Annotated in this window: 19 protein-coding genes; 9 read left to right on the top strand and 10 right to left on the bottom strand. The window is 69.1% G+C overall.

Going from position 1 to position 21,345, the window contains the following annotated elements:
* From LHJ74_RS19475 to LHJ74_RS19460, 4 genes are all read left to right on the top strand, one after another.
* On the top strand, positions 1–923 hold a 923-nt coding region (locus LHJ74_RS19475), incomplete at its 5' end, for a beta-ketoacyl reductase (RefSeq protein ID WP_260219361.1).
* Positions 923–3,655, top strand: coding sequence for a beta-ketoacyl synthase N-terminal-like domain-containing protein (locus LHJ74_RS19470; RefSeq protein WP_260219360.1), 2,733 nt, complete (start codon positions 923–925; stop codon positions 3,653–3,655). The genes LHJ74_RS19475 and LHJ74_RS19470, both read left to right, overlap by 1 nt.
* Positions 3,656–3,686: 31 nt before the next feature.
* Entirely contained in the window at positions 3,687–4,508 is an 822-nt protein-coding gene (locus LHJ74_RS19465; protein WP_260219359.1) for a thioesterase II family protein, read from the top strand.
* 26 nt (positions 4,509–4,534) lie between these two features.
* Positions 4,535–5,830, top strand: coding sequence for a styrene monooxygenase/indole monooxygenase family protein (locus LHJ74_RS19460; protein WP_260219358.1), 1,296 nt, complete (start codon positions 4,535–4,537; stop codon positions 5,828–5,830).
* Positions 5,831–6,082: 252 nt separating this feature from the next.
* Here LHJ74_RS19460 and LHJ74_RS19455 read toward each other — a convergent pair whose 3' ends face one another.
* From LHJ74_RS19455 to LHJ74_RS19420, 8 genes are all read right to left on the bottom strand, one after another.
* On the bottom strand, positions 6,083–6,943 hold the full coding sequence (locus tag LHJ74_RS19455) for a class I SAM-dependent methyltransferase (protein WP_260219357.1): 861 nt from the start codon (positions 6,941–6,943) through the stop codon (positions 6,083–6,085).
* Positions 6,944–6,990: 47 nt separating this feature from the next.
* Positions 6,991–7,737, bottom strand: coding sequence for a maleylpyruvate isomerase family mycothiol-dependent enzyme (locus LHJ74_RS19450; protein ID WP_260219356.1), 747 nt, complete (start codon positions 7,735–7,737; stop codon positions 6,991–6,993).
* A gap of 39 nt (positions 7,738–7,776) precedes the next feature.
* Entirely contained in the window at positions 7,777–8,481 is a 705-nt protein-coding gene (locus LHJ74_RS19445; RefSeq protein ID WP_260219355.1) for a PIG-L deacetylase family protein, read from the bottom strand.
* Between the two features lie 377 nt (positions 8,482–8,858).
* Positions 8,859–9,251: an ArsR/SmtB family transcription factor gene (locus LHJ74_RS19440; RefSeq protein WP_260219354.1), complete on the bottom strand. Its 393-nt coding sequence runs from the start codon at positions 9,249–9,251 to the stop codon at positions 8,859–8,861.
* A gap of 293 nt (positions 9,252–9,544) precedes the next feature.
* Positions 9,545–9,916, bottom strand: a complete 372-nt coding sequence (locus LHJ74_RS19435) for an ArsR/SmtB family transcription factor (protein WP_260219353.1) — start codon at positions 9,914–9,916, stop codon at positions 9,545–9,547.
* Between the two features lie 592 nt (positions 9,917–10,508).
* Positions 10,509–11,132, bottom strand: a complete 624-nt coding sequence (locus LHJ74_RS19430; RefSeq protein ID WP_260219352.1) for a methyltransferase family protein — start codon at positions 11,130–11,132, stop codon at positions 10,509–10,511.
* 319 nt (positions 11,133–11,451) lie between these two features.
* Entirely contained in the window at positions 11,452–13,026 is a 1,575-nt protein-coding gene (locus LHJ74_RS19425; protein ID WP_260219351.1) for an MFS transporter, read from the bottom strand.
* 18 nt (positions 13,027–13,044) lie between these two features.
* Positions 13,045–13,419 (bottom strand): hypothetical protein, encoded by a 375-nt coding sequence (locus LHJ74_RS19420; protein ID WP_260219350.1) that lies wholly within the window; start codon positions 13,417–13,419, stop codon positions 13,045–13,047.
* Positions 13,420–13,751: 332 nt separating this feature from the next.
* Between LHJ74_RS19420 and LHJ74_RS19415 the strand changes: the two genes are divergently transcribed.
* The gene (locus LHJ74_RS19415; RefSeq protein ID WP_260219349.1) at positions 13,752–14,354 is read left to right on the top strand and encodes a Chromate resistance protein ChrB; all 603 of its coding nucleotides are present in this window, start codon (positions 13,752–13,754) and stop codon (positions 14,352–14,354) included.
* 274 nt (positions 14,355–14,628) lie between these two features.
* Here LHJ74_RS19415 and LHJ74_RS19410 read toward each other — a convergent pair whose 3' ends face one another.
* Positions 14,629–15,459, bottom strand: a complete 831-nt coding sequence (locus tag LHJ74_RS19410; RefSeq protein WP_260219348.1) for a helix-turn-helix transcriptional regulator — start codon at positions 15,457–15,459, stop codon at positions 14,629–14,631.
* Positions 15,460–15,650: 191 nt separating this feature from the next.
* On the opposite strand from LHJ74_RS19410, the gene LHJ74_RS19405 reads away from it, so the two are divergent.
* Positions 15,651–16,505 carry an NAD-dependent epimerase/dehydratase family protein gene (locus LHJ74_RS19405; RefSeq protein WP_260219347.1) on the top strand — a complete coding sequence of 285 codons (855 nt, stop codon included), beginning with the start codon at positions 15,651–15,653 and terminating at the stop codon, positions 16,503–16,505.
* 184 nt (positions 16,506–16,689) lie between these two features.
* Positions 16,690–18,741 (top strand): thioredoxin domain-containing protein, encoded by a 2,052-nt coding sequence (locus LHJ74_RS19400; protein WP_260219345.1) that lies wholly within the window; start codon positions 16,690–16,692, stop codon positions 18,739–18,741.
* A gap of 61 nt (positions 18,742–18,802) precedes the next feature.
* Here the strand turns inward: LHJ74_RS19400 and LHJ74_RS19395 are convergent, their stop codons facing one another.
* Positions 18,803–19,420, bottom strand: coding sequence for a TetR/AcrR family transcriptional regulator (locus LHJ74_RS19395; protein WP_375546778.1), 618 nt, complete (start codon positions 19,418–19,420; stop codon positions 18,803–18,805).
* A 179-nt stretch (positions 19,421–19,599) separates the two neighbouring features.
* Here LHJ74_RS19395 and LHJ74_RS19390 point away from each other — a divergent pair, with 179 nt between their 5' ends.
* Positions 19,600–20,811: a pyridoxal phosphate-dependent aminotransferase gene (locus LHJ74_RS19390; RefSeq protein ID WP_260219343.1), complete on the top strand. Its 1,212-nt coding sequence runs from the start codon at positions 19,600–19,602 to the stop codon at positions 20,809–20,811.
* Between the two features lie 113 nt (positions 20,812–20,924).
* Positions 20,925–21,335: an SCO4983 family protein gene (locus LHJ74_RS19385; RefSeq protein WP_260219342.1), complete on the top strand. Its 411-nt coding sequence runs from the start codon at positions 20,925–20,927 to the stop codon at positions 21,333–21,335.
* Positions 21,336–21,345: the final 10 nt, after the last annotated feature.

Raw genomic sequence — 21,345 nt, 5'->3', positions numbered from 1 at the left:
TCTCTTCGGCGGCTGGGGTGTTCGGTGCTCCGGGGCAGGGCAACTACGCGGCGGCGAATGCGTTCTTGGACGGTCTGGCGGCGCGTCGGCGGGCGGAAGGGCTTGTCGGTACCTCCATCGCCTGGGGCGTCTGGGAGCAGGCCAGTGGGATGACCGGGCATCTGGATCAGCAGGATCTGGGGCGGATGTCGCGGTCGGGTATGGGTGGCCTGTCCAACGAGGAGGGGCTTTCGCTGTTCGACGCGGCGATCAGGGCCGACGAGGCGTTGGTGGTCGCGGCCAAGGTTGACGCCGGTCGGATCCGTGCCCAGGGCGGTGCGGTGCCCGCGATGCTGCGTGGACTGGTGCGGACGCCGTCACGGCGCATCGCGAGTGCCGCGGCTGATACGTCGATGCTGGTGCGGCAGTTGACTGCGGCGTCGGAGTCCGAGCAGCAGCGGATTCTGACCGCGCTGGTGCGATCGCATGTCGCGACTGTGCTGGGGCACGCGTCGTCAGAGTCGGTGGTTCCTGATAGGGCGTTCAGGGAGATCGGGTTCGATTCCCTCACCGCGGTGGAACTACGCAACCGGCTCTCCATCGTCACCGGACTGAGCCTGCCGGCCACGATGGTCTTCGATCACCCCACCCCAGAGGCTCTGGCGGGCTACCTCCGCACCAAGCTTGCTCCAGACTCGGAGGGGAAGACCGACACGGCCGACCACGACAAACCCGGTGAAGCCGAGGTCCGACGTGCGCTGGCCAGCATCCCGCTCACGCGGCTCCGTCAGGCGGGAGTGCTGGACCTGCTCCTCGGGCTTTCGCGTTCCGATGGCGAGACGCCTGCGAACGATTCAGGAGAGTCCAGTTCCCTCGCAGAGTTGGACGCGGCGGATCTCGTCCAACTCGCCCTCAAAGACACCAACGATGAGCTGAGCTTGTAATGACTGTTTCCAATGAGAAGGTCATCAAAGCACTCCGCGCTTCGATGATGGAGGCTGAGCGGCTCCGCAAGCAGAACCAGCAGCTCGCGGCCTCCCTTTCCGAACCTGTTGCCGTTGTCGGGATGGGGTGCCGTTTTCCAGGCGGCGTGGAGTCGCCAGAGGAGCTGTGGCGCCTGGTCGACGAGGGACGCGATGAGGTGTCGGCGTTTCCCGAGGACCGCGGCTGGGACGTCGAAGCACTCGACGACCCGGAAACAGACGAGGCGGAAAAGAGCTACGTCCGGGAGGGCGGCTTCGTCGGCGCTGCCGCGGAGTTCGATGCGGAGTTCTTCGGGATCGACGTAGGCGAAGCGTCGGTGATGGATCCACAGCAGCGACTGCTGCTGGAGACCTCCTGGGAAGCCTTCGAGCGTGCCGGAATCTCTCCGTCATCGCTGCGGGGCGGACAGGTGGGGGTCTATGTCGGGGCGATGGCTTCCGAGTACGGCTTGGGCACGGCGACGGGCGACCGAGTTGACGCCGCTGCGATGGCCGGCCGGGCCATAAGCGTGATCTCCGGAAGGCTGGCGTACACGTTCGGTTTCGAAGGACCGACGATGACGGTGGACACAGCGTGCTCGTCCTCCCTGGTAGCGGTCCATCTGGCCGGCCAGGCCCTGCGTGCGGGTGAATGCTCGATGGCACTGGTGGGCGGGGTTTCGCTGATCGCCCATGCAGAACTGTTCACCGGGGCGAGCCAGCAGTTGATCCTTGCCCGGGACGGGAGGTGTAAGCCCTTCGCCGCGGCCGCGGACGGTGTCGGGTTGGGTGAAGGAGTAGGCGTTCTGCTGCTGGAGCGGCTGTCCGATGCGCGGCGTCAAGGGCATCGGGTGCTGGCGGTGATCCGTGGTTCTGCGGTGAACCAGGACGGTGCGTCCAATGGCATGACGGCGCCGAACGGCCCGTCGCAGCAGCGGCTGATCGCCCAGGCGTTGGCGGATGCGCAACTGGCACCCGCGGATGTCGATGCGGTGGAGGCGCACGGCACCGGCACCCCCCTGGGGGACCCGATCGAGGCGCAAGCCCTGATCGCTGCCTACGGCCAGGACCGTCCGGCAGAGAAGCCGCTGTGGATCGGATCCGTCAAATCCAACATCGGCTACCCGAGAGCCGCCTCCGGTGTGACGGGTGTCATCAAGATGGTGTTGGCGTTGCGGCATGGAGTATTGCCGCGGACGCTGCATCTGGAGGCGCCGTCTCCGCACGTGGACTGGTCGTCCGGCGCGGTGGCGCTGCTGACCGAGGCCCAGCCGTGGCCGGACAGTGACCGGCCGCGGCGGGCCGGGGTGTCCTCATTCGGCATCAGCGGTACGAACGCTCACGTCGTCCTCGAACAAGCCCCGTCGGATGAGAGCCGACGCGCACCGGCTGAGGACGGGATGGGCAACGGTCCGGGACTGCTGCCGGTAGTGCCGTGCCTGATCTCCGCCAGATCTGGACAGGCGCTGCCGCAGCAGGCGATGCGGCTTCATGACCATGTGTCCGCCAACCCGGACCTGGCCGCCCACGACGTGGGCTACGCGCTGGCCACCACGCGGGCGCATCTCGAGTACCGGGCGGTCGTCCTGGCCTCGGACCGGGACGAACTGCTGGCAGGGGTCGGTTCACTGTCTCGCGGGGAACCGGTGCCTGGCCTGGTGACGGGCACAGCGCGGCGTGGTGCCCGGATGGCGATGACATTCTCCGGCGCGGGTCCGCAATGGCAGGGGCGGGGCGGGGGCCTCTACGAGAGTTGCCCGGCGTTCGCCCAGGCACTCGACGAGGTGAGCGCAGAACTCGACCGGCACCTGGACCGGCCGCTGGGGCCAAAGGTCTTCGCGGAGCCGGGACCGGACGCGGCAGGGACGCCGGAGGAAGCGGTACGCGCCCAGGCCGGGGTGTTCGCGGTGGAGGTGGCACTCTTCCGGCTGATGTCCTCCTGGGGGGTCGAGCCCGATGTCGTGACCGGGCACTCAGCCGGGCATCTGGCCGCCGCTCACGTGGCCGGGGCGTTGCCGCTGCCGGATGCTTGCGCCCTGCTGGCCAGTGGTGGCCGCCTGATGCACACGCTGTCCAGAGGTGAGGACACGGCCCCGCACATCGAAGAGATCCGCCGGTTGATGGAGACGTTGTCGGTGTCCTCGCCGAGGATCCCCCTCGTGTCGAACCTGACCGGGGAGAACGTAGCGGCCGGTCAGTTGAGCAGTCACGAGTACTGGGTGGCTCAGATCAGCGAAACGGCGCGAGCCGCTGACCACTTCCCATGGGCAGCCGGGGCGGAGGTGACCGCCGTCCTGGAGATGGGGCCGGGGGAGCCGCTGACTTCGATGGGGACGGACCACACCCCTGCCCATCACAGCGAGCTGGTCCTGGTCCCGGCGATGCGTCCTGATCAGGCAGAGGTCCCCGCCGTGCTGACTGCGCTGGCCGAGCTGTTCGTGCGCGGGGTTCCGGTGGGGTGGCCGGCACTGTTCACCGAGCCGCCGGTACAGGCGGCGGAGTTGCCGACTTACGCGTTCCAGCGTCAGCGGTACTGGGTGTCCTCCGACTCCGCAAGTTCGAGGTCCGGCCAGTCCACGTTCTGGAAGGCGGTCGAGCACGAGGACATCGAGACCCTGGTGCACACCCTTGCCCTCGGCAGTGAAGCACAGCGCTCGGCCCTCAAGACGGTGCTGCCCGCGCTGTCGTCGTGGTACCAGCAAGATCGTTCGTGATACTCCGTAACTGCGAGAGGAATGTGGTGGCGTGACAGCGACCGCGACGGATCCGTGGATTCTGCGGCTGAACGACACGAGAGACACGGCCGCACGCCTGGTGGCCTTCCCCCACGCGGGCGGCTCCGCTTCCTTCTTCTTCGGGCTCGGCCGAGCGCTCAGGTCGCAGGTAGAGGTCCTGGGCGTGCAATACCCGGGCCGCCAGGAAAGGCGGACCGAGAAGATGATCGACAACATTCCCGACATGGCGGACCAGGTCTTCAGCAGGCTCAACGCGTGGCGGGACCGACCGCTGGTACTGCTCGGCCACAGTCTGGGCGCCATCGTCGCCTTCGAGGTCGCCCGCCGCCTTGAGCAGGAGACCAGCACTGGCGTCTCCGGGCTTATCGTGTCCGGGCGGCGCGCACCGTCGATCATCAAGGACGACGAGGACCTGCATCTTCGTGAAGACCGCGATCTGCTGGCCGAGATACGGGTCCTGGGTGGAACGGACGGCGGACTCCTGCAGGATGACGAGCTGATGCAAATGATCCTCCCGGCGGTGCGCACTGACTACAAAGCCATCGAGACCTACCGCATGAAGCCGGGGCCCAAGTTGCAGTGCCCGGTCAGTGTGCTGACCGGAGATGCTGACCCCAGGGTGAGCCTTGATGAAGTCCAAGCCTGGCGTGACCAAACCGCCGGCGCGGTTCAGTTCCGCGTATTCCCAGGTGGCCATTTCTTTATCACCGATCACCTCGACGAGGTCTGCAAAGCGATCTCGACCGATGTCGCAGCCTTCCGACCAGGTGGCCCCGTCACGGCGGGAGGGAAACGCCCCGGGCCCGGCAAGTCCGGGCCGCTTGACGTGTAGAACCCCTTTCAACGCGGAGGTTGGCGATGGGTCGCCGGAAGATCCTTATCGTGGGTGCTGGCCAGTCCGGGCTGCAGCTGGCTCACGGACTGCAGCAGCATGACTACGACGTGACCGTGATGACGTCTCAGACGCCAGAGGAAGTTCGCGCCGGGCGGGTCAGGTCCACCCAGGCGATGTTCGCACCCGCGCTCCAGCATGAGCGTGATCTCGGGCTGAACTTCTGGGACGACGACGCCCCGACCATCGGCGGGATGCATTTCTCGATACCTGCCATGACCGGCGGGCCCGGCCCCCAGGGCCTGAACTTCGTCGGTCGCCTGGAGGGTTCCTGCCGGTCCGTCGACCAGCGGATCAAGATGTGCGCCTGGCTGCTGGACTTCGCCCGGCGCGCTGCCCGGGAAGACGGCAGGGGCCGTGTGATCATCGGCGGCGCAACTGGTTCCGACCTGGAGTACATGACCCGCCACGAGATGTACGACCTGATCGTTGTGGCGGCCGGGAGGGGTGGGCTGGCGCGCATGTTCATGCCCGACATCGAGCGCACCTGCTTCAAAAAGCCACAGCGTCATCTGTCGGTCACCTACGTGCGCGGCCTGAAGCCAGACCCCGACTTCGGCGACGCCGACACGGTCAACTTCAACCTGATCCCCGGGCTGGGCGAGCTGTTGGTCCTCCCCGCCCTCACCACGACCGGCCCGTGCCACATCCTGTTCTTCGAGGCCATCCCCGGAGGCGAACTGGACCGCTTCACGTACCGCACACGTACGGGTGCGGAGCATCTGAAGCTCACCCTGGAGCTGATGAAGCAGCACACCCCGCGGGTGTACCAGCGTGCCCGCGACGTGGAGCTGACCGACTGGGGCGGCTTCCTCACCGGCTCGGTCACGCCCGTGGTGCGCCATCCCGTGGGGAGGCCGGGTCAGCACGGAGGCCCCGTCCTCGGCATGGCGGACGCGGTGCTCACCAACGACCCGATCACCGGCCAGGGCTCCAACAATGCTGCGCACTGCGCCGCGGTCTACCTGCAGGCCATCCTCGACCAGGGAGGCAAGCCGTTCGACGAGGAGTGGATGCAGCGTACGTGGGACGTGTTCTGGAGTACGACGGGGAAAGCCGCGACCACGTGGACCAACGCGATGCTCCAGCAGCCGCAACCTCACGTCGCCCGGATCCTCACCGCGGCCGACAGACACCACGCGGTCGCCGACCGCTTGGCCAACGGCTTCGCCAACCCCAGCGACCTGCACGCCTGGTTCATGGACCCGGACAAGGCCAGCGCCTACCTGTCCGAAGTGACCGGCGCACCCCGAGGCAGCTGAAGGCGGCAGTACGCGAACCGGCGGGCGTTCTGACCATCGTCACCGACAGCGGCCCCATCGACCTGCCGACGGTGCTGCGCACCCAGCAGAGGTGACACCCACCCGGATCGCCGAACAGCACACGGGTGCACGCCCGCACCGGTCAGCCCTGTACGGGGCCGACCGGTGCGGATGGCCGGTTCTGCATGGGCGCTGGGCGTTGCGAGCGCCTCCGCCTGTCCTCGGGCAGACGGAGGGTGGGACAGATCCTGCTCAGGCTGTTGCCCGGACGCACAGCGCCGTGGAAGGCAGCAGAATCCTCCCGTCGCCCGACGAATAGGGTTCGACCGCGGCAGCGACCGCGTCCCAGGTGCCGGGATCGTCTTCGGAACCGAAGCGATTCCTCATCAGGTCGAGCACTCCCTGGGGGGTGACGGCCCTGCTGAAGGCGGCGTACTCGTCGGCGCCGTTCACCCAGAACGGCACGATGAACTCGGTGACCGTCACCTCGGCGAACCCCGCCTCGGTCAAGGTCCGGGCAAGCGTGCCGCGATCGGACATGCTGAACGTGCCCGGCTGCTCCGGGGGTTGCGTGGGTAGCTGCAACCGTTCGGTGAGCACACGGATCGCCGTGTGAAGCATGGGTACCGAGGACGGGGGCCCCCACACGGCCGCCGCCAGAACCCCCCCTGAGCGGAGCACTCGCCGACTGGCCTTGAAGGCTGCGAGCTGGTCGACGACGAACATCATCCCCCATCGGCTCAGCACCACATCGAACGAACCTGCCGGGAGATCGATCGACTCCACGTCGCCCTCCACGAACTCGACGTGGTGAAGGGCGGAGGCTCGAGCGCGAGCCGTCTTGAGCATCGCCGGTGAAAGGTCCACCCCGACGACGCGGCCGTCAGGGCCCACCACCTCCGCGGCACTGAGGGCAGGCTCCCCATGTCCAGTGCCGAGGTCCAGGACCGAATGGCCTGAGCGCACGCCGCCCAGTTCAAGCAGACGCTCGGTCATGGGCAGCCCGCCGCGCTCGAAGATCTCGGTCGCGGTCTCCCATCCGGCGCTCATCCCGTCCCAGGCAGACCGCTGGCCATCCTTGAAGCGCTGAGGGTCAATTGACGGCGTGGGCATGTTTGCTCCAGTCCGATCGGTCGTGCTGGTCGTGGAGTGATCGCCGCTCAGTCGGTGGTCGGGGTGTCCGCAAGACCGAACTCGGACAGGATGCTCAAATACGGGAGCGGATCGCCCTCCCAGTCGAGGGTGAGGATCTGCTCCCTGGTGCGGCGGCCGGCCATCACTCGGAGCAACTCGTGGCGGTCGGCGCGGACTTGCGCGCCCGGCTCGCCGTCGCCGATCCGGCGCTTCATGCCGGCGTAGGCGAGCACCAGCGCGGGCAGTCCAAGGGAGCGGATCCGGTGGCTCAGGCTCATCCCGTACCCCGCCAGAGCCATGGACAGCGCGGGGGACTCGGCGGCTCGGGTGAGTCCGAGGGCGGAGCGGATGTCGGTCTCGTGCACGACGAGGTCATTGAGCGCGATACTGCCGGTGAGGGAACCGAACGGTGCGGCCTCGGGCCGCTGACCGCTGAGGAGCTCCAACAGCGACGGGGTCGCCTTCTGCCATTCGGTCACCAGGGACTCCACCGACCGGTCCGCGCGCTCGGTGACCTGCCGAGCGGTCATGGCGTCCCTGGCCCGCGCGACCTCAGCGTCCCGCCACTCGTTCAGGATGCTCTGCCCCTGGGAGAACTCGGGAAAGTTCCCGGCCGCGACGTCAGCGATATATCCAGTGTGATGGGCCAGCACGTCGTGCACCGACCAGGCCGGGCAGGCAGGCACCCGTGTCCGCATAGTGGTCGAGGGGTCGGTGACGACCGCGATCAAGCGTTCCTGGACGTGCTGATAACTTTCTGCCGCGTCCGCCACGGTGACCTTCCTTGTCGGCGATCCGTTGAAGCTGCTTTCTCAGCCCATCGGGTAGCGGCGGAAGCCGACGGCGTATTCGCAGCCTGCGCCCAGGCCGACGTAGCCGGTCATCTTCCGGAGGAAGTCGTCGGCGTCGAAGTCGCCGCCGAGGCCGTCGATGTATGCCTGGTGCTCGCGCAGCGAGGCGATTCCGGCGTCGATGGTGGCGGTGACGTCGGCGAAGTGCGTCGGGTCGCCGGTGGCGGCAACGTACGCGTCCCGAAGGCCGGACAACGGCGGCCCGGCCTCGGGGAACACCCACTCGTTGGCGGCGTCCCGGCATGCGTCCAGTACCGCCAGCCCGAGGGCGCGGTGGTCGGCGTGGTTGACCGGGCCCTTCTCTCCCCAGGTGAGGTCGAAGCTCATGGTGATGATCACCTCGGGCTGCAGCCGCCGGAACGCGGCGGCCAAGTCCCGCCGCAGCGGTAGCCCGTACTCCACCGCGCCGTCCTGGTGATCGAGGAAGTTGACCTCGCTCACCCCGACGACCGCTGCGCTGCGCTGCTGCTCCTCCACCCGCAGTGGACCGACCTCGTTCGGATGCTTGCCCGCGATCCCGGCCTCACCGCGGGTGGCGAGCACGTAGCTGATCTCCTTGCCCTGGCGGGCCCACCGGGCGACGGCGGCGGCGACTCCGTACTCCAGGTCGTCGGGGTGAGCGGCGACGGCGACGGCGCGGTTCCAGTCTTCCGGTATCGGCAGCATCATTCAGTCCTTCGCGATCATGTAAGCCCGGCGCACCCGGGCGGCGTTGTCGTGCAGCACCGTTGCGAGCAGATCGGGGTGGCAGGCCGAGCCCAGTGAGCTTGGAGGCCCCGCCCGGGACGGACCGGGTCATCCGGAGCAGGAGGACGGCGTGCTGTCGGATATCACCATGCCGCGACAATGCTAGCGGAGGACAGCGATGATATCTAGATCAGTCGGTGGGATGCCCAGGTCATCACGCCCGTCAGCCGCCTGGCGCTACGACAGCCAGGCTCCCAGCCCGCTGGTGCGGGGTGTCCTGCCGGCCACTCGCGGTCTGGCCGTCGCCGAGCGACGCGCTTCGTCGCGGCGGCCGTTCTTTCGCTGAGGCCGAGGCGTCAGCCGCCCCCGTCACCCTCGGGGTTCTTCCGGGCAGACGCCGCGATGCCGTCGTTCGGGCGCAGCGCTACCGCGCTGTCGGTGGCCCCGAGCAGCGTCTCCGCCGACGCGAGCAGGTCCAGCAGTTCGGGATGGGCGAGCGAGTAGAACATCTGCCGGGCCTCTGGGCGCGCCACCACCAGACCGCAGTCACGCAGACTGGCCAGGTGGGCAGACACGGAGGACTGCGCCATGTTCATAGCCGTTGTCAAGTCCACGACCCGCGCCTCCCCGGCGGCCAGCCGTCGCAGAATCGACAACCGGGTCGGGTCCGCAAGGGCTCGGAACAACGCCGCCGCGGGTGCCAGCTCTTTACGGAATCCGGAAGACGAAGCCCCACTCGTGATCGCCATCTGCCAATGATAGCAGTTCAGCTACATTCGGCCGGGATAGGGTATTGTGACGCGTTCGGCGTCATTCGTTAAAGTGCAGGGCCATCGGCAGTTCAGGCTTTCCCAGTTGGAATTGGTTGGCATGATCTTGCGATCGCCGACGGGTGGCCTCCTTGGACTGCCGAACGTGCTGCCGTTGGTCGACGCCCTGGTCTTTCTGGTGCCGCGACTGGTCAGGCTGCGGTCTTTTGGATCGCGCTCCCCGTCCTCTTTGTCGTCATGCCCCTTGTCGTCGCCTCATCCGCACGCGTCGCTCAAGGCGTACCCTCGCCCGGGGTGCCGTGGTTCGAGCCGAACGCCACGTTCGCCCCCGCGGCGGCGAGGAGTTGCCCTGCGTTGTTCAGCAGATCTATTAGTTCCGGCTGGGCCAGGTAGTAAACCGAGTCGAGCTCTGTGGTGCGGAAGTCCACCAACCCGCAGTCCATTAAACATGACAGGTGTGCCGAGACCGTGGAACGGGGCAGGCCCAGCGTCGCCACGAGATCGGTCACCAGAGCGTCGCTGCAGGCCAGACGCTGCAGGATTGCCAGCCGGATCGTATCCCCCAGTGAGTGGAACAAGGACACCGTCGCAGCCATGTTCTCGCCCCTGGAGCACTCCCCGCCCGGGTCCCAACTAAATGCCATTTGGATTCCTTCCGGTCACGCCGGGGCCAGAAGAGGCGATACTCCGGCCCGGCGTTCCTCTGCCTTGGGTCGGAACTCTTACCCGCTTCTTGAGGCTATGCAGCTTGCGCCGCACGTACACACGCAGGGAAATCAGCGGCTCCCGCGGTGCCGACCGTTACCAGCAGCCCAGTCTCCTCGTGCTGGTCAACACGGGAGCGAGACGGCCGGAGGTCCCCCGCAGCGATCCGACGCCGATTTCATGATACGGGCGTATCCAGCTATGTACACCCGTACGAGCAAGTGGAACTCAAGGGCTGCCTTGGACTGGACCGAAGCCGGGCGGCCTCGCGATATCGTTGGGCGTCTCGCCATAGTCGATCGTGGTCGCTGAGGTGATCGCCGAGCCGTCCGGCCGCGGCGGTGTGCACTGCCCTCGCTGCTCCAACCCGCCGACTATGGCCCCTCGCTGCCCAACTCCCCCTTGACCGCGCAAAGCGCTCGGCTGGAACACTCCAGCCGAGCGCCTCACCACACTCCAGGGCAGAGCCAGTGGATCACCTGTCTCCCAACGATTCCTGGAATCCGGAAACCTGTCTGCCACCGGCCACGGTCAGGCCGACTGATCCAGGTCAGGAGTGGGGACCCGGCCAATGCCGGGGAGGAAGCGGCCGGTGCGGGCGGCGTACTCGTGGTAGGGGCGGCCGTGGACACGGCGCAGGTAGGGCTCCTCCACGCGCCGCACCTGGAGTTCCAGGCCGATCCCCACCACCAAGGCCCCGGCCAGGGCGAGGAAGTTGGGCACGACGAAGGTCACGCCGAGGACCCAGGCGAAGGTGGCGGTAAAGATCGGGTTGCGCACGACGGTGAACGGCCCGCGGGTGACCAGTTCGGTGCTCTCGTCGGGGTCGACGTCGTTGCGCCAGGACGCGCCCATGGCGCTCTGGGCGGCGAGGACCGCGACCAGAGTCAGCCCGGCGAGTACGGCGCCGGCTATTCGAATGCCCAGCTGGTCAAGGACCGGCACCGCGTCAAGGCCCAGGAGTTCGGCCACCGGCGCGGCAACCCCCACCAGTACAGTGCCAAGGAGCAGCACGGGCCGTGCTCTCTGCTGAGCCGGGATCGACGCGCGAGCGCGGATACCGGTGTCGTTGTTGCTGCGTTTCTGAATCATGGCCCGGGCCACACCAGCCAGCATCACGAACGCCACGAACAGGACGAGTGCGAGGATCGGCACGCCACTCACCTCCGTTGATTTCAGGCGACTGGGAACCAGCCGCGATTGTGGTTTGTGCGGCGCCAGGACAGGGCGGTGATCGGGACTTGAACCACCGGCGAATTCCCCGCCCCAGGCCGACTACCTGACAAAACCCCAACTAGTCCCGGACAACGATGAGCTGGGCTAGGACCAGCCCACGCGGACCAGGTCAGTCTCTTCGGGGCACTTGGTCACGTCACGATCCATCGGTGCGCCGGACGTGCGCGTGAGCGTGGCCGTCCCCGGCGGCGGTACGGCAGGCGGCCGGGAACGGCACGGCTGTCGGGGAGCCCGCTGCTCACCCGGTCTCCTTGGCAGGGGGCTGCTGCTCGGAGAGCTCGGGGGTGCCTGTCGCAGAGGCGGGGAGCCGCAGGGCGATGAGGACGGTAAGGATGGCGGAGATGACTGCGCTGGCGATGAAGACGCCGCTCATGGCCTGGGTGAACGCGTCGGCGGCAGCGGTGGCGAGCTCGTCCCCGCGCGGTCCGCCGATGCGTTCGGCCGCAGCGTAGGCGCCGGCGATCTGGTCGCGGGATGCCTCGGCCGCCGGCTCGGGCACGTTGTTCAGATGCGGGTCGAGGTCGCGGGTGTAGATGGCGTTCAGCACCGTGCCCAGGATGGCGATGGCGAAGGCGGCGCCGATCTGACGGATGGCCATCAGCAGCCCGGAGCCCACGGCGGCGCGGTCAGCGGGAAGGGTGCCCATCACCAGGTCGACCGCCGGGGTGAGGCCCAGGCCGGCGCCCAGGCCCATGGCGGCGAGGCAGGTGGCGGTGAAGACGTAAGAGGAGTCGGGGGAGATGCGGGAGTAGACCGCGAAGGCGGCGGCCGCGATGGCCAGCCCGGCCACCATGGGGATCTTGGCGCCGAAGCGGGTGACGATCTTGTCGACAGCCCCGGCGGCGACCAGCAGTGCCAGGACCAGCGGCACCAGTCGGATGCCGGTCGCCAATGCGCTGTGGCCACCGAGGATCTGCAGGTATTGCGGTACCACGAACAGCACCCCGACCAGGGTGAAGGTGCCGGCGGTCGCCGCCAGAGCGGGCCAGGTGAAGTTGGGGTTGGTGAACAGCTGCGGGTCGACCAGCGGATGGGCCGCGTGACGCTGCCGGTAGACGAAGGCGGCCAGCAGCAGGATGCCGCCGCCGATCGCGGTCAGCACACCAGGGTCGGACCAGCCGTCCTCAGGACCTTGGATGATGCCGTAGACCAGGGCGGCGGTGCCCAGCACGGAGGTGGCGATGCCGGGCAGATCCAGCGGGGGCGCGTCCGGGGCGCGGGACTCGGGCAGCAGAACCGCCGAGGCGAGGAGGGCGGCGGCCCCGATGGGAAGGTTGATCAGGAAGACCGAGCCCCACCAGAAGTGCTCCAGCAGCCAGCCGCCGACGATGGGCCCGAGTGGCAGGCCGACGCCCAGGGCGCCGACCCACACGGCGATGGCGCGCCGACGCTGTTCGGGCGGGAAGAGTACGGGCAGGATCCCCAGGGACAGCGGCACGATGATGGCGGCGCCGATGCCCATGGCGGCACGGGCGGCGATCAGCATGCCGGCACTGCCGCTGTAGGCGGCCCAGGCAGAGGCGCCGGTGAACGCCGCCAGACCGGCCAGCAGCAGCTTCTTGCGGCCGTAGCGGTCACCGAGGCCGCCGGCGGGCAGCATCAGGGCGGCGAAGATCACGGTGTAGGCGCTGACGATCCACTGCAGCTGACTGGTGCTCGCCTCGAGGTCGCCGGCCAGGGTGGGCAGCGCGACATTGAGGATCATCAGGTCCAGTCCGACGGTCAACAGCGCAACCGCCAGGGCGGCCAGCCCCGTCCACCGCCGCGCCGGGGACAGCACGGGGGGCGGACTCGGGCGGCTGGTCTGAGACATGGACGCTCCCAAGGAAGTTCAGGGTGACGAAGGCGATGCCGCCGAACACGATGAAGACGTCGGCGAGGTTGAACGCGGGCCACCAGCTCGCACGCAGATGGCAGGTGACGCCTCCGCCCTCGCAGCGGTGATCAGCCCGGTGAGAGTGAGCGCGACGCAGGCGGGGGCGTCGGCGGTGAAGGAGTACGCCATCCTCGGGTTGCCGGCCGCACTGCTCGGGCGCCGGGTCGGCCGACGGACCGGGCGGCCGTCGATGCGGTCAGCCGCCAGCAGCGCACCGGCGGCCGCGGCGGCCCGCAGTTCACTGACCTTCCACAGCTCTTCCGGCTCGTGCTCTTCTTCGCCCTCGGCCGTGGCCATCTCGGCGTCGCCGCAGCCGCATGCGTCAGTCATCGTGCGTTCTCTTCCAGTCGGGGCACGGCTCGACCGCCTCACCGGTGGCCATCAGAAGCTGTTCCGCCAGCCCTGTCATTCATCGGCGCAGAGCGATGATAGCCGAGGTGGGCGACTATATCTATGGGAGAGTGCACCGCGCTGGTGAATCGGATCGTGGAAGCTGCCGCCAACGCACCCGGACGAACCTCGACCGCCTCTGCGCCGTTGCGGATGCCGGTAGGGCCCGCCCGCAGGCCGACGCAGGGCCTTCCCCGGTCGTACCCCGCAAAAGAGACGGCGGACCGCAGACTGAATGGGGACATCGCTGGATACGCCCGTATCCTTGCTCTGTGGAGGAACACAGAAGCGAGACGACCGAAGCGCCCACGGAACCTCCCCGCGGCGACGATACGTGGCTGCTGGTGGCGGTGAGCACCGCCGGCGCCGCGGGCTCGCTGCGGGTGCACGTGTGGCGGAAGCTGCGCGGCCTGGGCGCGGTCTACCTGCAGCAGTCGGTGTGCCTGCTGCCCGACCGGCCCCAGGTCTTCGGCGCCGTGCGGCAACTGGTCGCCAAGGTCAATACCGACGGCGGCAGCGCCCGCTGCCTGCACATGCGCATCGACGACCCCGTGGAGCGCGATGGTCTGATCGGCGAGTTCCGTCAGGCCGTGACCACCGAGTACGGCGAGGCCCTGGAGCAGCTGTTCACGTTTCGTACCGAGGCCGCCGAGGGGCGGGCCGCTTTCGCCGAAGCCGAGGAGTCCGAGGCTGACCTGGCCCGCTGCGAAGCCCAGGTGGCGAAGATCCAAGCGCGGGACTACTTCGATGCGCCGATCGGTGCCGAGGTCCGCGCCGAACTGGAGCGTGCCCGCGTCGTGATGCGCGCGTGCGACACCGCCCGGGTGCCGAAACAGCCACCGTCCAAGGCCCCGCCCCGCCGCCCGCGGGGGTGATACCCCGCCCGTGACCGTCCGGCCGGCCATCGCGCTCGCCGCGGCCTGTGCACCTTGCCGCTCCCGGGTCCAGGCCCCGCAGGGTGGGCTGGACGGTCCCCGGCCTGCAATGATGCCGGTATGACCGGTTGGCTGGTGCGACCTCGCCTTATCTGCTTCAGCGGAGGCAACCTGGTAGCCCTGAGCTGGTCTGATGGCTGGGAGTGCCCGTGTGGGCACCTGAAAGGGCGCCGGAGCACTGTGCCAGCATCCGCCCGAACGGCGTCTGCCGGTCCTACGGGCTGTGGGTGAGGTCCTGGAGACCGATGACCCGCAGCAGTTCGAGCCGCTCGTACGTCTGCGTCCCCGGCTGCGCCGAGTGCACGACGAGCTGCTGGCTGTGGCCGTCGCTGAGCAGCACCTCGCAGTCGAGATCGAGGACGCCGACCACCGGGTGCAGGAACCGCTTTGGCGACGGGCGGAGCACGACGACGTCGTGCTCCGCCCACAAAGCCTTGAACTCGGCCGACGCGGAGAGAAGTTGAGCTACCAGGGCGGCCGGGCCCGGGTCGTCGGGGCGGGCCGTGGTGACGGCTCGCAGGCTCGCCACGTGCGCGCGGGCGTGCTGCTCGTGGTTCTCAGGCGCTGCCAGGTTCCGTGCGCCCGGCACCATGAACCAGTGCCGAACGAGGTTCATCCCGGTGTGGTCTCCGGTCATGGCCACGGACATCGTGTTCTGCGCGAGCACCTGGCCCCAGTCGCTCATCACCGATGCCGGGAGGTCGTGCAGCCGGTCCAGGATCAGCAGCAGCCCCGGGCGGACGTGATCTGAGGAGCCGCCGGGCCGAGGCGGCTCCTGGCCCGCGAGGTGGAACAGGTGGTCGCGCTCGCCGTCCGTGAGCCGCAGAGCGCGCGCGAGGGCGGTGAGCATCTGTCGCGAGGGATGGGAACCGCGGCGCTGTTCGAGGCGCGTGTAGTAGTCCGGAGACATCCCGGCGAGCTGCGCCACCTCCTCGCGGCGCAGGCCCGGGGTGCGGCGCCGGGGACCCGCGCTCAGGCCCACGTCGCCAGGGGCCAGGCGGGCGCGGGCACGGCGCAGGTAATCAGCGAGTTCGGTTCGGTCCATGACGTCAGGGTCTCTCGGACCAGGCCTCGTATCCAGGGAGTGCTTGTCCCTGGATAGCCGCGTCTCTCCCGCCATCGCCGCTGCTCGCGCACGCTGGTGCTGCCCCGCGTTGGTTCGTGGGGGCCGAGGCCTCCGCCGCGAACCAACGCGGAGCAGCACGACGCACAGGGCTACGACATGAGGAGGCGGCCATGCTGACATTGGTGACAGGTGCGACGGGACAGGTCGGACGGAGGTTCGTGCCGAGGCTGCTGCAGAGCGCGGGGCCCGGCGAGGAGGTGCGGGTTCTGGTGCGGGACGCGGCGCGCGGCGAGCAGTTCGCCGTACTCGGCGCCCAGGTGCTGGTAGGTGATCTGCGTGACGTGGAGGTGCTGGCCAAGGCGACGGCCGGCGTGGACGCGGTGGTGAACGCCGCCGCCGCGTTCCGCGGGGTGTCGGACGAAGAGGCGAGGGCGGTCAACCGGGACGCCGCCATCGAGCTCGGGCGGGCTGCGGTGGCCTCCGGCGTACGGCGGTTCGTGCAGGTCAGCACCGGACTCGTATACGGGGCGGGGCGGGGCAGAGCGCTGGTCGAGGACGACGGGACCGTGCCGGGCGCTCACCTCTGGGGCGCATACCCCGAATCCAAGTGGGAGGCGGAGCGTGCGCTCGGGGAGCTGGACGGCCTCGACGATTTCCGGATCGGACGGCTGCCCTTCGTGTACGGGGACGGGGACCCGCATCTGGTCGACGTCATGAAGTGGGCGTCGAACTGGCCCGCCATGCAACGCCTTCACATGGGCCACCATGTGGATGTGGCGCAGGGCCTGAAGCGGCTGCTGTACGCGCACGGAGCGCACGGCGTCTACAACATCGCCGACGACGCCCCGGTCACCACCGTCGATCTCTTCCAGATCCAGGGCCTGCCGGTGCCGCAAGAGGCTTACGACAAGGATGCCTCGGACCCTTGGCACGGCGTGATGTCGACGACCCGCATTCGCCACGAACTCGGGTACCGCCCGGTGGTGCCGTCCGTGTGGATGGCGCGGGATGCGGGGTTGCTTTAGCCGGCAGTAACCCCGCTCAGGCGGTGGGCTGACCCGGAGCGGTCCATAGTGCCGTTGAATGCTTGTGACGAGCGGTGAAGCGGTCCTCCACCATGTCATGACCCATAAGCGCGGTTCGGCCGAGCGAGGCAGAGCCCGTGCGGGCCTCGTCGACGGGGTGGGGCATTGTGAGAGGCTGGGGCTTATGAACCGGTTGGCTGGTGTGACCTCGCCTTATCTGCTTCAGCACGCCGAAAATCCGGTCGACTGGTGGCCCTGGGAGGCGGAGGCTTTCGAGGAGGCGCGGCGGCGAGACGTACCCGTCCTTCTGTCGGTGGGCTACTCCGCCTGCCACTGGTGCCATGTGATGGCACATGAGTCGTTCGAGAGCGAAGAGACCGCGGCCTTCCTGAACGAGCACTTCGTGTCCGTCAAGGTGGACCGCGAGGAGCGCCCGGATGTGGACGCCGTCTATATGGAGGCGGTGCAGGCCGCGACCGGCCAGGGCGGCTGGCCGATGACCGTGTTCCTCACCCCGGACGCCGAGCCGTTCTACTTCGGCACCTACTTCCCGCCCGAGCCCCGGCACGGCATGCCCTCCTTCCGCGAGGTGCTGGAGGGCGTACGCACGGCGTGGACCGGCAGGCGGGAGGAGGTTGCCGAGGTGGCCGGGCGGATCGTGCGCGACCTCGCCGGCCGCGGCATCGCCTATGACGATCCGCAGCCCCCGGGCGAGGCGGTGCTGAGCGAGGCGCTGCTCGGACTGACCCGCGAATTCGACGCCGTGAACGGCGGGTTCGGCGGCGCGCCGAAGTTCCCGCCGTCCATGGTGCTGGAGTTCCTGCTGCGCCACCATGCCCGTACCGGCTCGGAGGGCGCGCTCCAGATGGTGGAGGCGAGCTGCGAGGCGATGGCGCGGGGCGGTATCTACGACCAGTTGGGCGGCGGCTTCGCGCGCTACTCCGTCGACGCGGGCTGGGTGGTGCCGCACTTCGAGAAGATGCTGTACGACAATGCGCTGCTCTGCCGCCTGTACGCCCATCTGTGGCGTGTCACCGGTTCCGAACTGGCGCGCCGGGTCGCCCTGGGGACCGCCGACTTCCTGGTGCGCGAACTGCGCACTCCGCAGGGGGGTTTCGCCTCTGCGCTGGACGCCGACAGCGAGGAGCCGGCGGGCGGGCCGGGGGCGGGGACGCACAAGGAGGGCGCGTTCTACGTGTGGACGCCCAGCCAGCTGAACGAGGCGCTGGGGGAGGAGGACGGGGCGTTCGCGGCCCGCTGCTTCGGCGTCACCGAGGACGGCACCTTCGAGGAGGGCGCCTCGGTGCTCCGACTGCCCGGCGAGGAGGAGCCCGCCGACGCCGAGCGGGCCGCATCCGTACGGGAGCGGCTGCTGGCGGCGCGTGCGCGGCGCCCGCGCCCGGAGCGTGACGAGAAGGTCGTCGCCGCCTGGAACGGGCTGGCAATCGCCGCCCTCGCCGAGACCGGCGCCTACTTCGAGCGGCCCGACCTCGTCGACGCCGCCGCTGCGGCCGCCGATCTGCTGCTCGCCGTGCACACGGACGACCACGGGCGCCTCGTACGCACCTCGCGTGACGGCCGTGCGGGCACCGGAACCGGCGTGCTGGAGGACTACGCGGGCGTCGCCGAGGGCCTGCTCTCGCTCTGCGCCGTGACCGGCGACAGCAGCTGGCTGGAGCTGACCGGCACCCTGCTGGAGTCCGTACTGCGCCACTTCACCGCCGAGGACGGCACCCTCTACGACACCGCCGACGACGCCGAGAAGCTCATCCGTCGGCCCCAGGACCCCACGGACAACGTCACCCCCTCCGGCTGGACGGGCGCCGCGGGCGCGCTGCTCGGCTACGCCGCGTACACCGGCAGCAGCCGCCACCGAGAGGCGGCGGAGCGGGCGCTCGGCATCGTGGACGCGCTGGCCGGGCGGGCGCCGCGCTTCATCGGCTGGGGGCTCGCGGTGGCGGAGGCGGCGCTCGACGGCCCGCGTGAGATCGCGGTCGTCGGCGCCTCCGACGATCCCGTGACCCGCGAGCTGCACCGGACGGCGCTGCTGGCTGCGGCGCCGGGCGCGGTGATCGCCCTGGGTGATCCGGGAGCGGACGGGGCGGCGGCGGAGGTGCCGCTGCTCCGGGACCGGCCGCTGCTGGACGGCCGCCCCGCCGCGTACGTCTGCCGGCACTTCACCTGCGACGCGCCCACGGCGGACCCGGAGACGCTGCGTCAGTCGCTGGGCGGCTGAGCGGCCGACGGCTGACCGGCCGACGGCTGACCGGCGGGCCGGTTGCCGGCGGGGCGGCGGCTCACAGCGTCAGGCCGCGCTCCAGCACCCGCAGCGCGTTGTCGACGAGTTCGGCCATGCCGTCGGGCGTGCCGTTCTCCACCCAGTGGTAGAACGCCTCGGTCAGCGCGCCCATCGCCGCGCCGGTGACCACGCGCAGTTCCAGGTCGTCCACCGGCCGGCCGGTGCGCTCGGAGAGGACCCGGGTCAGCAGCTTGCTGGTCACCGCGCCGTGCTCGGTCATCCGGGCGCGGATGGCGGGCACGTCGTGGATGAGGTTCAGCCGCTGGATCGTCTCGCATCCCTCCACTTCGTACATCTCCGCCATCACGGTGCACAGCGCGTGCCGCAGCGCGGTGACGGGCGGCTCGTCGCACGGGCGGCTGCGCAACTCGGCCGCGATCACCGGGTCGTACTCGTCCGTGAGGACGATGTCCTCCTTGGTGGGGAAGTAGCGGAAGACGGTGCTCGGTGAGACCTCCGCGGTCTCCGCGATCTGACCCACGGGCGTGGCGTCGTAACCCTGTGCGGCGAACAGGCGGTACGCGGCCTGCCGGATCGCGTCACGGGTCTGGATCTTCTTGCGTTCGCGCAGTCCCAGCTTTGGGGCGGCCACGGGATGCGCGTGTGCGGAGGTCATGGCTTTCATTGTCCCGTATCCCTGTCCACAGCCGCTATGTCCATGCAGCGGCCAACGGATTTGCTGAGGGGGCCGCGACTGCCGCGATCAGCCTCCGACCGGGGCGAATCGGTCCCCGACCGGGCTACCGTGACCGAAAACACCAGGCGTCCCTGATGTGGCACCCGTACAGTTGCCGCATGCAGGTGATCCAGTCGACGAAGCTCGCCAATGTCTGCTACGAGATCCGTGGCCCGGTGCTCGAGGAGGCGATGCGGCTCGAGGCGGCGGGTCACCGCATCCTCAGACTCAACACGGGAAATCCGGCAGCCTTCGGCTTCGAGTGCCCGCCCGAGATCCTCGAGGACATCCTCCGCAACGTCGGGGACGCGCATGGATACGGCGACGCCAAGGGCCTGCCCGCAGCGCGCCGCGCCGTGATGCAGCATTACCAGACGAAGGGCATCGATCTCTCCGTCGAGGACGTCTATCTGGGCAACGGCGCCTCCGAGCTGATCCAGATGTCGATGCAGGCACTGCTGGACGACGGCGACGAGGTGCTGGTGCCCGCGCCCGACTACCCGCTGTGGACGGCATCCGTCTCCCTCGCGGGCGGCACGGCGGTGCACTACCGCTGCGACGAGCAGGCCGACTGGATGCCGGACCTCGCGGATATCGAGCGGAAGATCACCGACCGTACGAAGGCGCTCGTCGTCATCAACCCGAACAACCCGACGGGTGCGGTCTACGGCGACGAGATGCTGCGCGGGCTCACGGACATCGCCCGCAGGCACGGCCTGATCGTCTGCTCCGACGAGATCTATGACCGGATCCTCTACGACGGCGCGACGCACACGCCCACCGCCGCCCTCGCACCCGACCTGCTCGTCCTCACCTTCAACGGCCTCTCCAAGAACTACCGGGTGGCCGGCTACCGCAGCGGCTGGCTCGCGGTGTGCGGTCCCAAGTCGCACGCGCAGAGCTACATCGAGGGCCTCACCATCCTGGCCAACATGCGGCTGTGTGCCAACATGCCCGCGCAGCACGCGGTGGCCACCGCGCTGGGGGGCCGCCAGTCCATCGACGAGCTGGTGCTGCCGGGCGGCCGGATCCTGGAGCAGCGCGACACGGCCTACGACCTGCTCACCCAGATCCCGGGCGTCACCTGTGTCAAGCCGAAGGGCGCGCTCTACCTCTTCCCGCGGCTCGACCCGAAGGTCTTCAAGATCAAGGACGACCGGCAGATGGTCCTCGATCTGCTGCGAGAGGAGCAGATCATGGTGGTGCACGGCTCCGGTTTCAACTGGCCCGAGCCGGACCACTTCCGGATCGTCACGCTGCCGCCGGTGCAGGAACTGGCCGACGCGGTCACCAGGATCGGCGCGTTCCTGGACGGCTACAGCCAGCCCTAGGGGCTGTCCCAGTCCGTCAGTCCAGACCAATGGCCGGAAGACGGTGCTGCCGGGTCAATTTTAGACATTGTCTAAGCTAGGATGGTTTCCTGAAACGTGCCAGGAGGCCATCCATGTACGAATCGATCCGCACACCGTCGGTCCACACCACGGCGGAGACGGATGTGCCGCGACGCTCCCGTGACGAAGAACTGGACATCCGGCTCGCCGGACACCTCACCGCCCTGCTGACGGTCACCGACGAACTGCGTGCGCTCACACCGGACCCCGCCTTCGACAAGGCCGCCCAGCAGCTCGCCGACCAGTCCGCGCGGCTGGGCGGCGGCCGTGCTCCGCTCCGTGCCGTCCCCTCCGCCCGTGACGCCCGCGCATCCCATCTCGCCGGGCTGCATCAGCGTGCGCACACCCTGGCGGGTATGGCGCTGGTGATCGCCACCGCGCGGGAGGACGACGCGGCGGCCGAGCTGGCCGCGGCGCGGCTGGAGGCGCACGCCGCGGCGCTCGGTCTCACCGAGTCCGCCTGACGGCTCCGTC

This window comes from Streptomyces gossypii, from assembly GCF_025165795.1.
GTDB lineage: Bacteria > Actinomycetota > Actinomycetes > Streptomycetales > Streptomycetaceae > Streptomyces > Streptomyces gossypii.
This window is presented reverse-complemented; position numbering and strand designations above follow the sequence as displayed.

Coding starts and splice junctions, on each gene's coding strand:
- LHJ74_RS19470 (WP_260219360.1), top strand. CDS start 923: ATGACTGTTTCCAATGAGAAGGTCATCAAAGCACTCCGCGCTTCGATG.
- LHJ74_RS19460 (WP_260219358.1), top strand. CDS start 4,535: ATGGGTCGCCGGAAGATCCTTATCGTGGGTGCTGGCCAGTCCGGGCTG.
- LHJ74_RS19455 (WP_260219357.1), bottom strand. CDS start 6,943: ATGCCCACGCCGTCAATTGACCCTCAGCGCTTCAAGGATGGCCAGCGG.
- LHJ74_RS19445 (WP_260219355.1), bottom strand. CDS start 8,481: ATGCTGCCGATACCGGAAGACTGGAACCGCGCCGTCGCCGTCGCCGCT.
- LHJ74_RS19440 (WP_260219354.1), bottom strand. CDS start 9,251: ATGGCGATCACGAGTGGGGCTTCGTCTTCCGGATTCCGTAAAGAGCTG.
- LHJ74_RS19435 (WP_260219353.1), bottom strand. CDS start 9,916: ATGGCATTTAGTTGGGACCCGGGCGGGGAGTGCTCCAGGGGCGAGAAC.
- LHJ74_RS19425 (WP_260219351.1), bottom strand. CDS start 13,026: ATGTCTCAGACCAGCCGCCCGAGTCCGCCCCCCGTGCTGTCCCCGGCG.
- LHJ74_RS19420 (WP_260219350.1), bottom strand. CDS start 13,419: ATGACTGACGCATGCGGCTGCGGCGACGCCGAGATGGCCACGGCCGAG.
- LHJ74_RS19410 (WP_260219348.1), bottom strand. CDS start 15,459: ATGGACCGAACCGAACTCGCTGATTACCTGCGCCGTGCCCGCGCCCGC.
- LHJ74_RS19405 (WP_260219347.1), top strand. CDS start 15,651: ATGCTGACATTGGTGACAGGTGCGACGGGACAGGTCGGACGGAGGTTC.
- LHJ74_RS19400 (WP_260219345.1), top strand. CDS start 16,690: ATGAACCGGTTGGCTGGTGTGACCTCGCCTTATCTGCTTCAGCACGCC.
- LHJ74_RS19395 (WP_375546778.1), bottom strand. CDS start 19,420: ATGACCTCCGCACACGCGCATCCCGTGGCCGCCCCAAAGCTGGGACTG.
- LHJ74_RS19390 (WP_260219343.1), top strand. CDS start 19,600: ATGCAGGTGATCCAGTCGACGAAGCTCGCCAATGTCTGCTACGAGATC.
- LHJ74_RS19385 (WP_260219342.1), top strand. CDS start 20,925: ATGTACGAATCGATCCGCACACCGTCGGTCCACACCACGGCGGAGACG.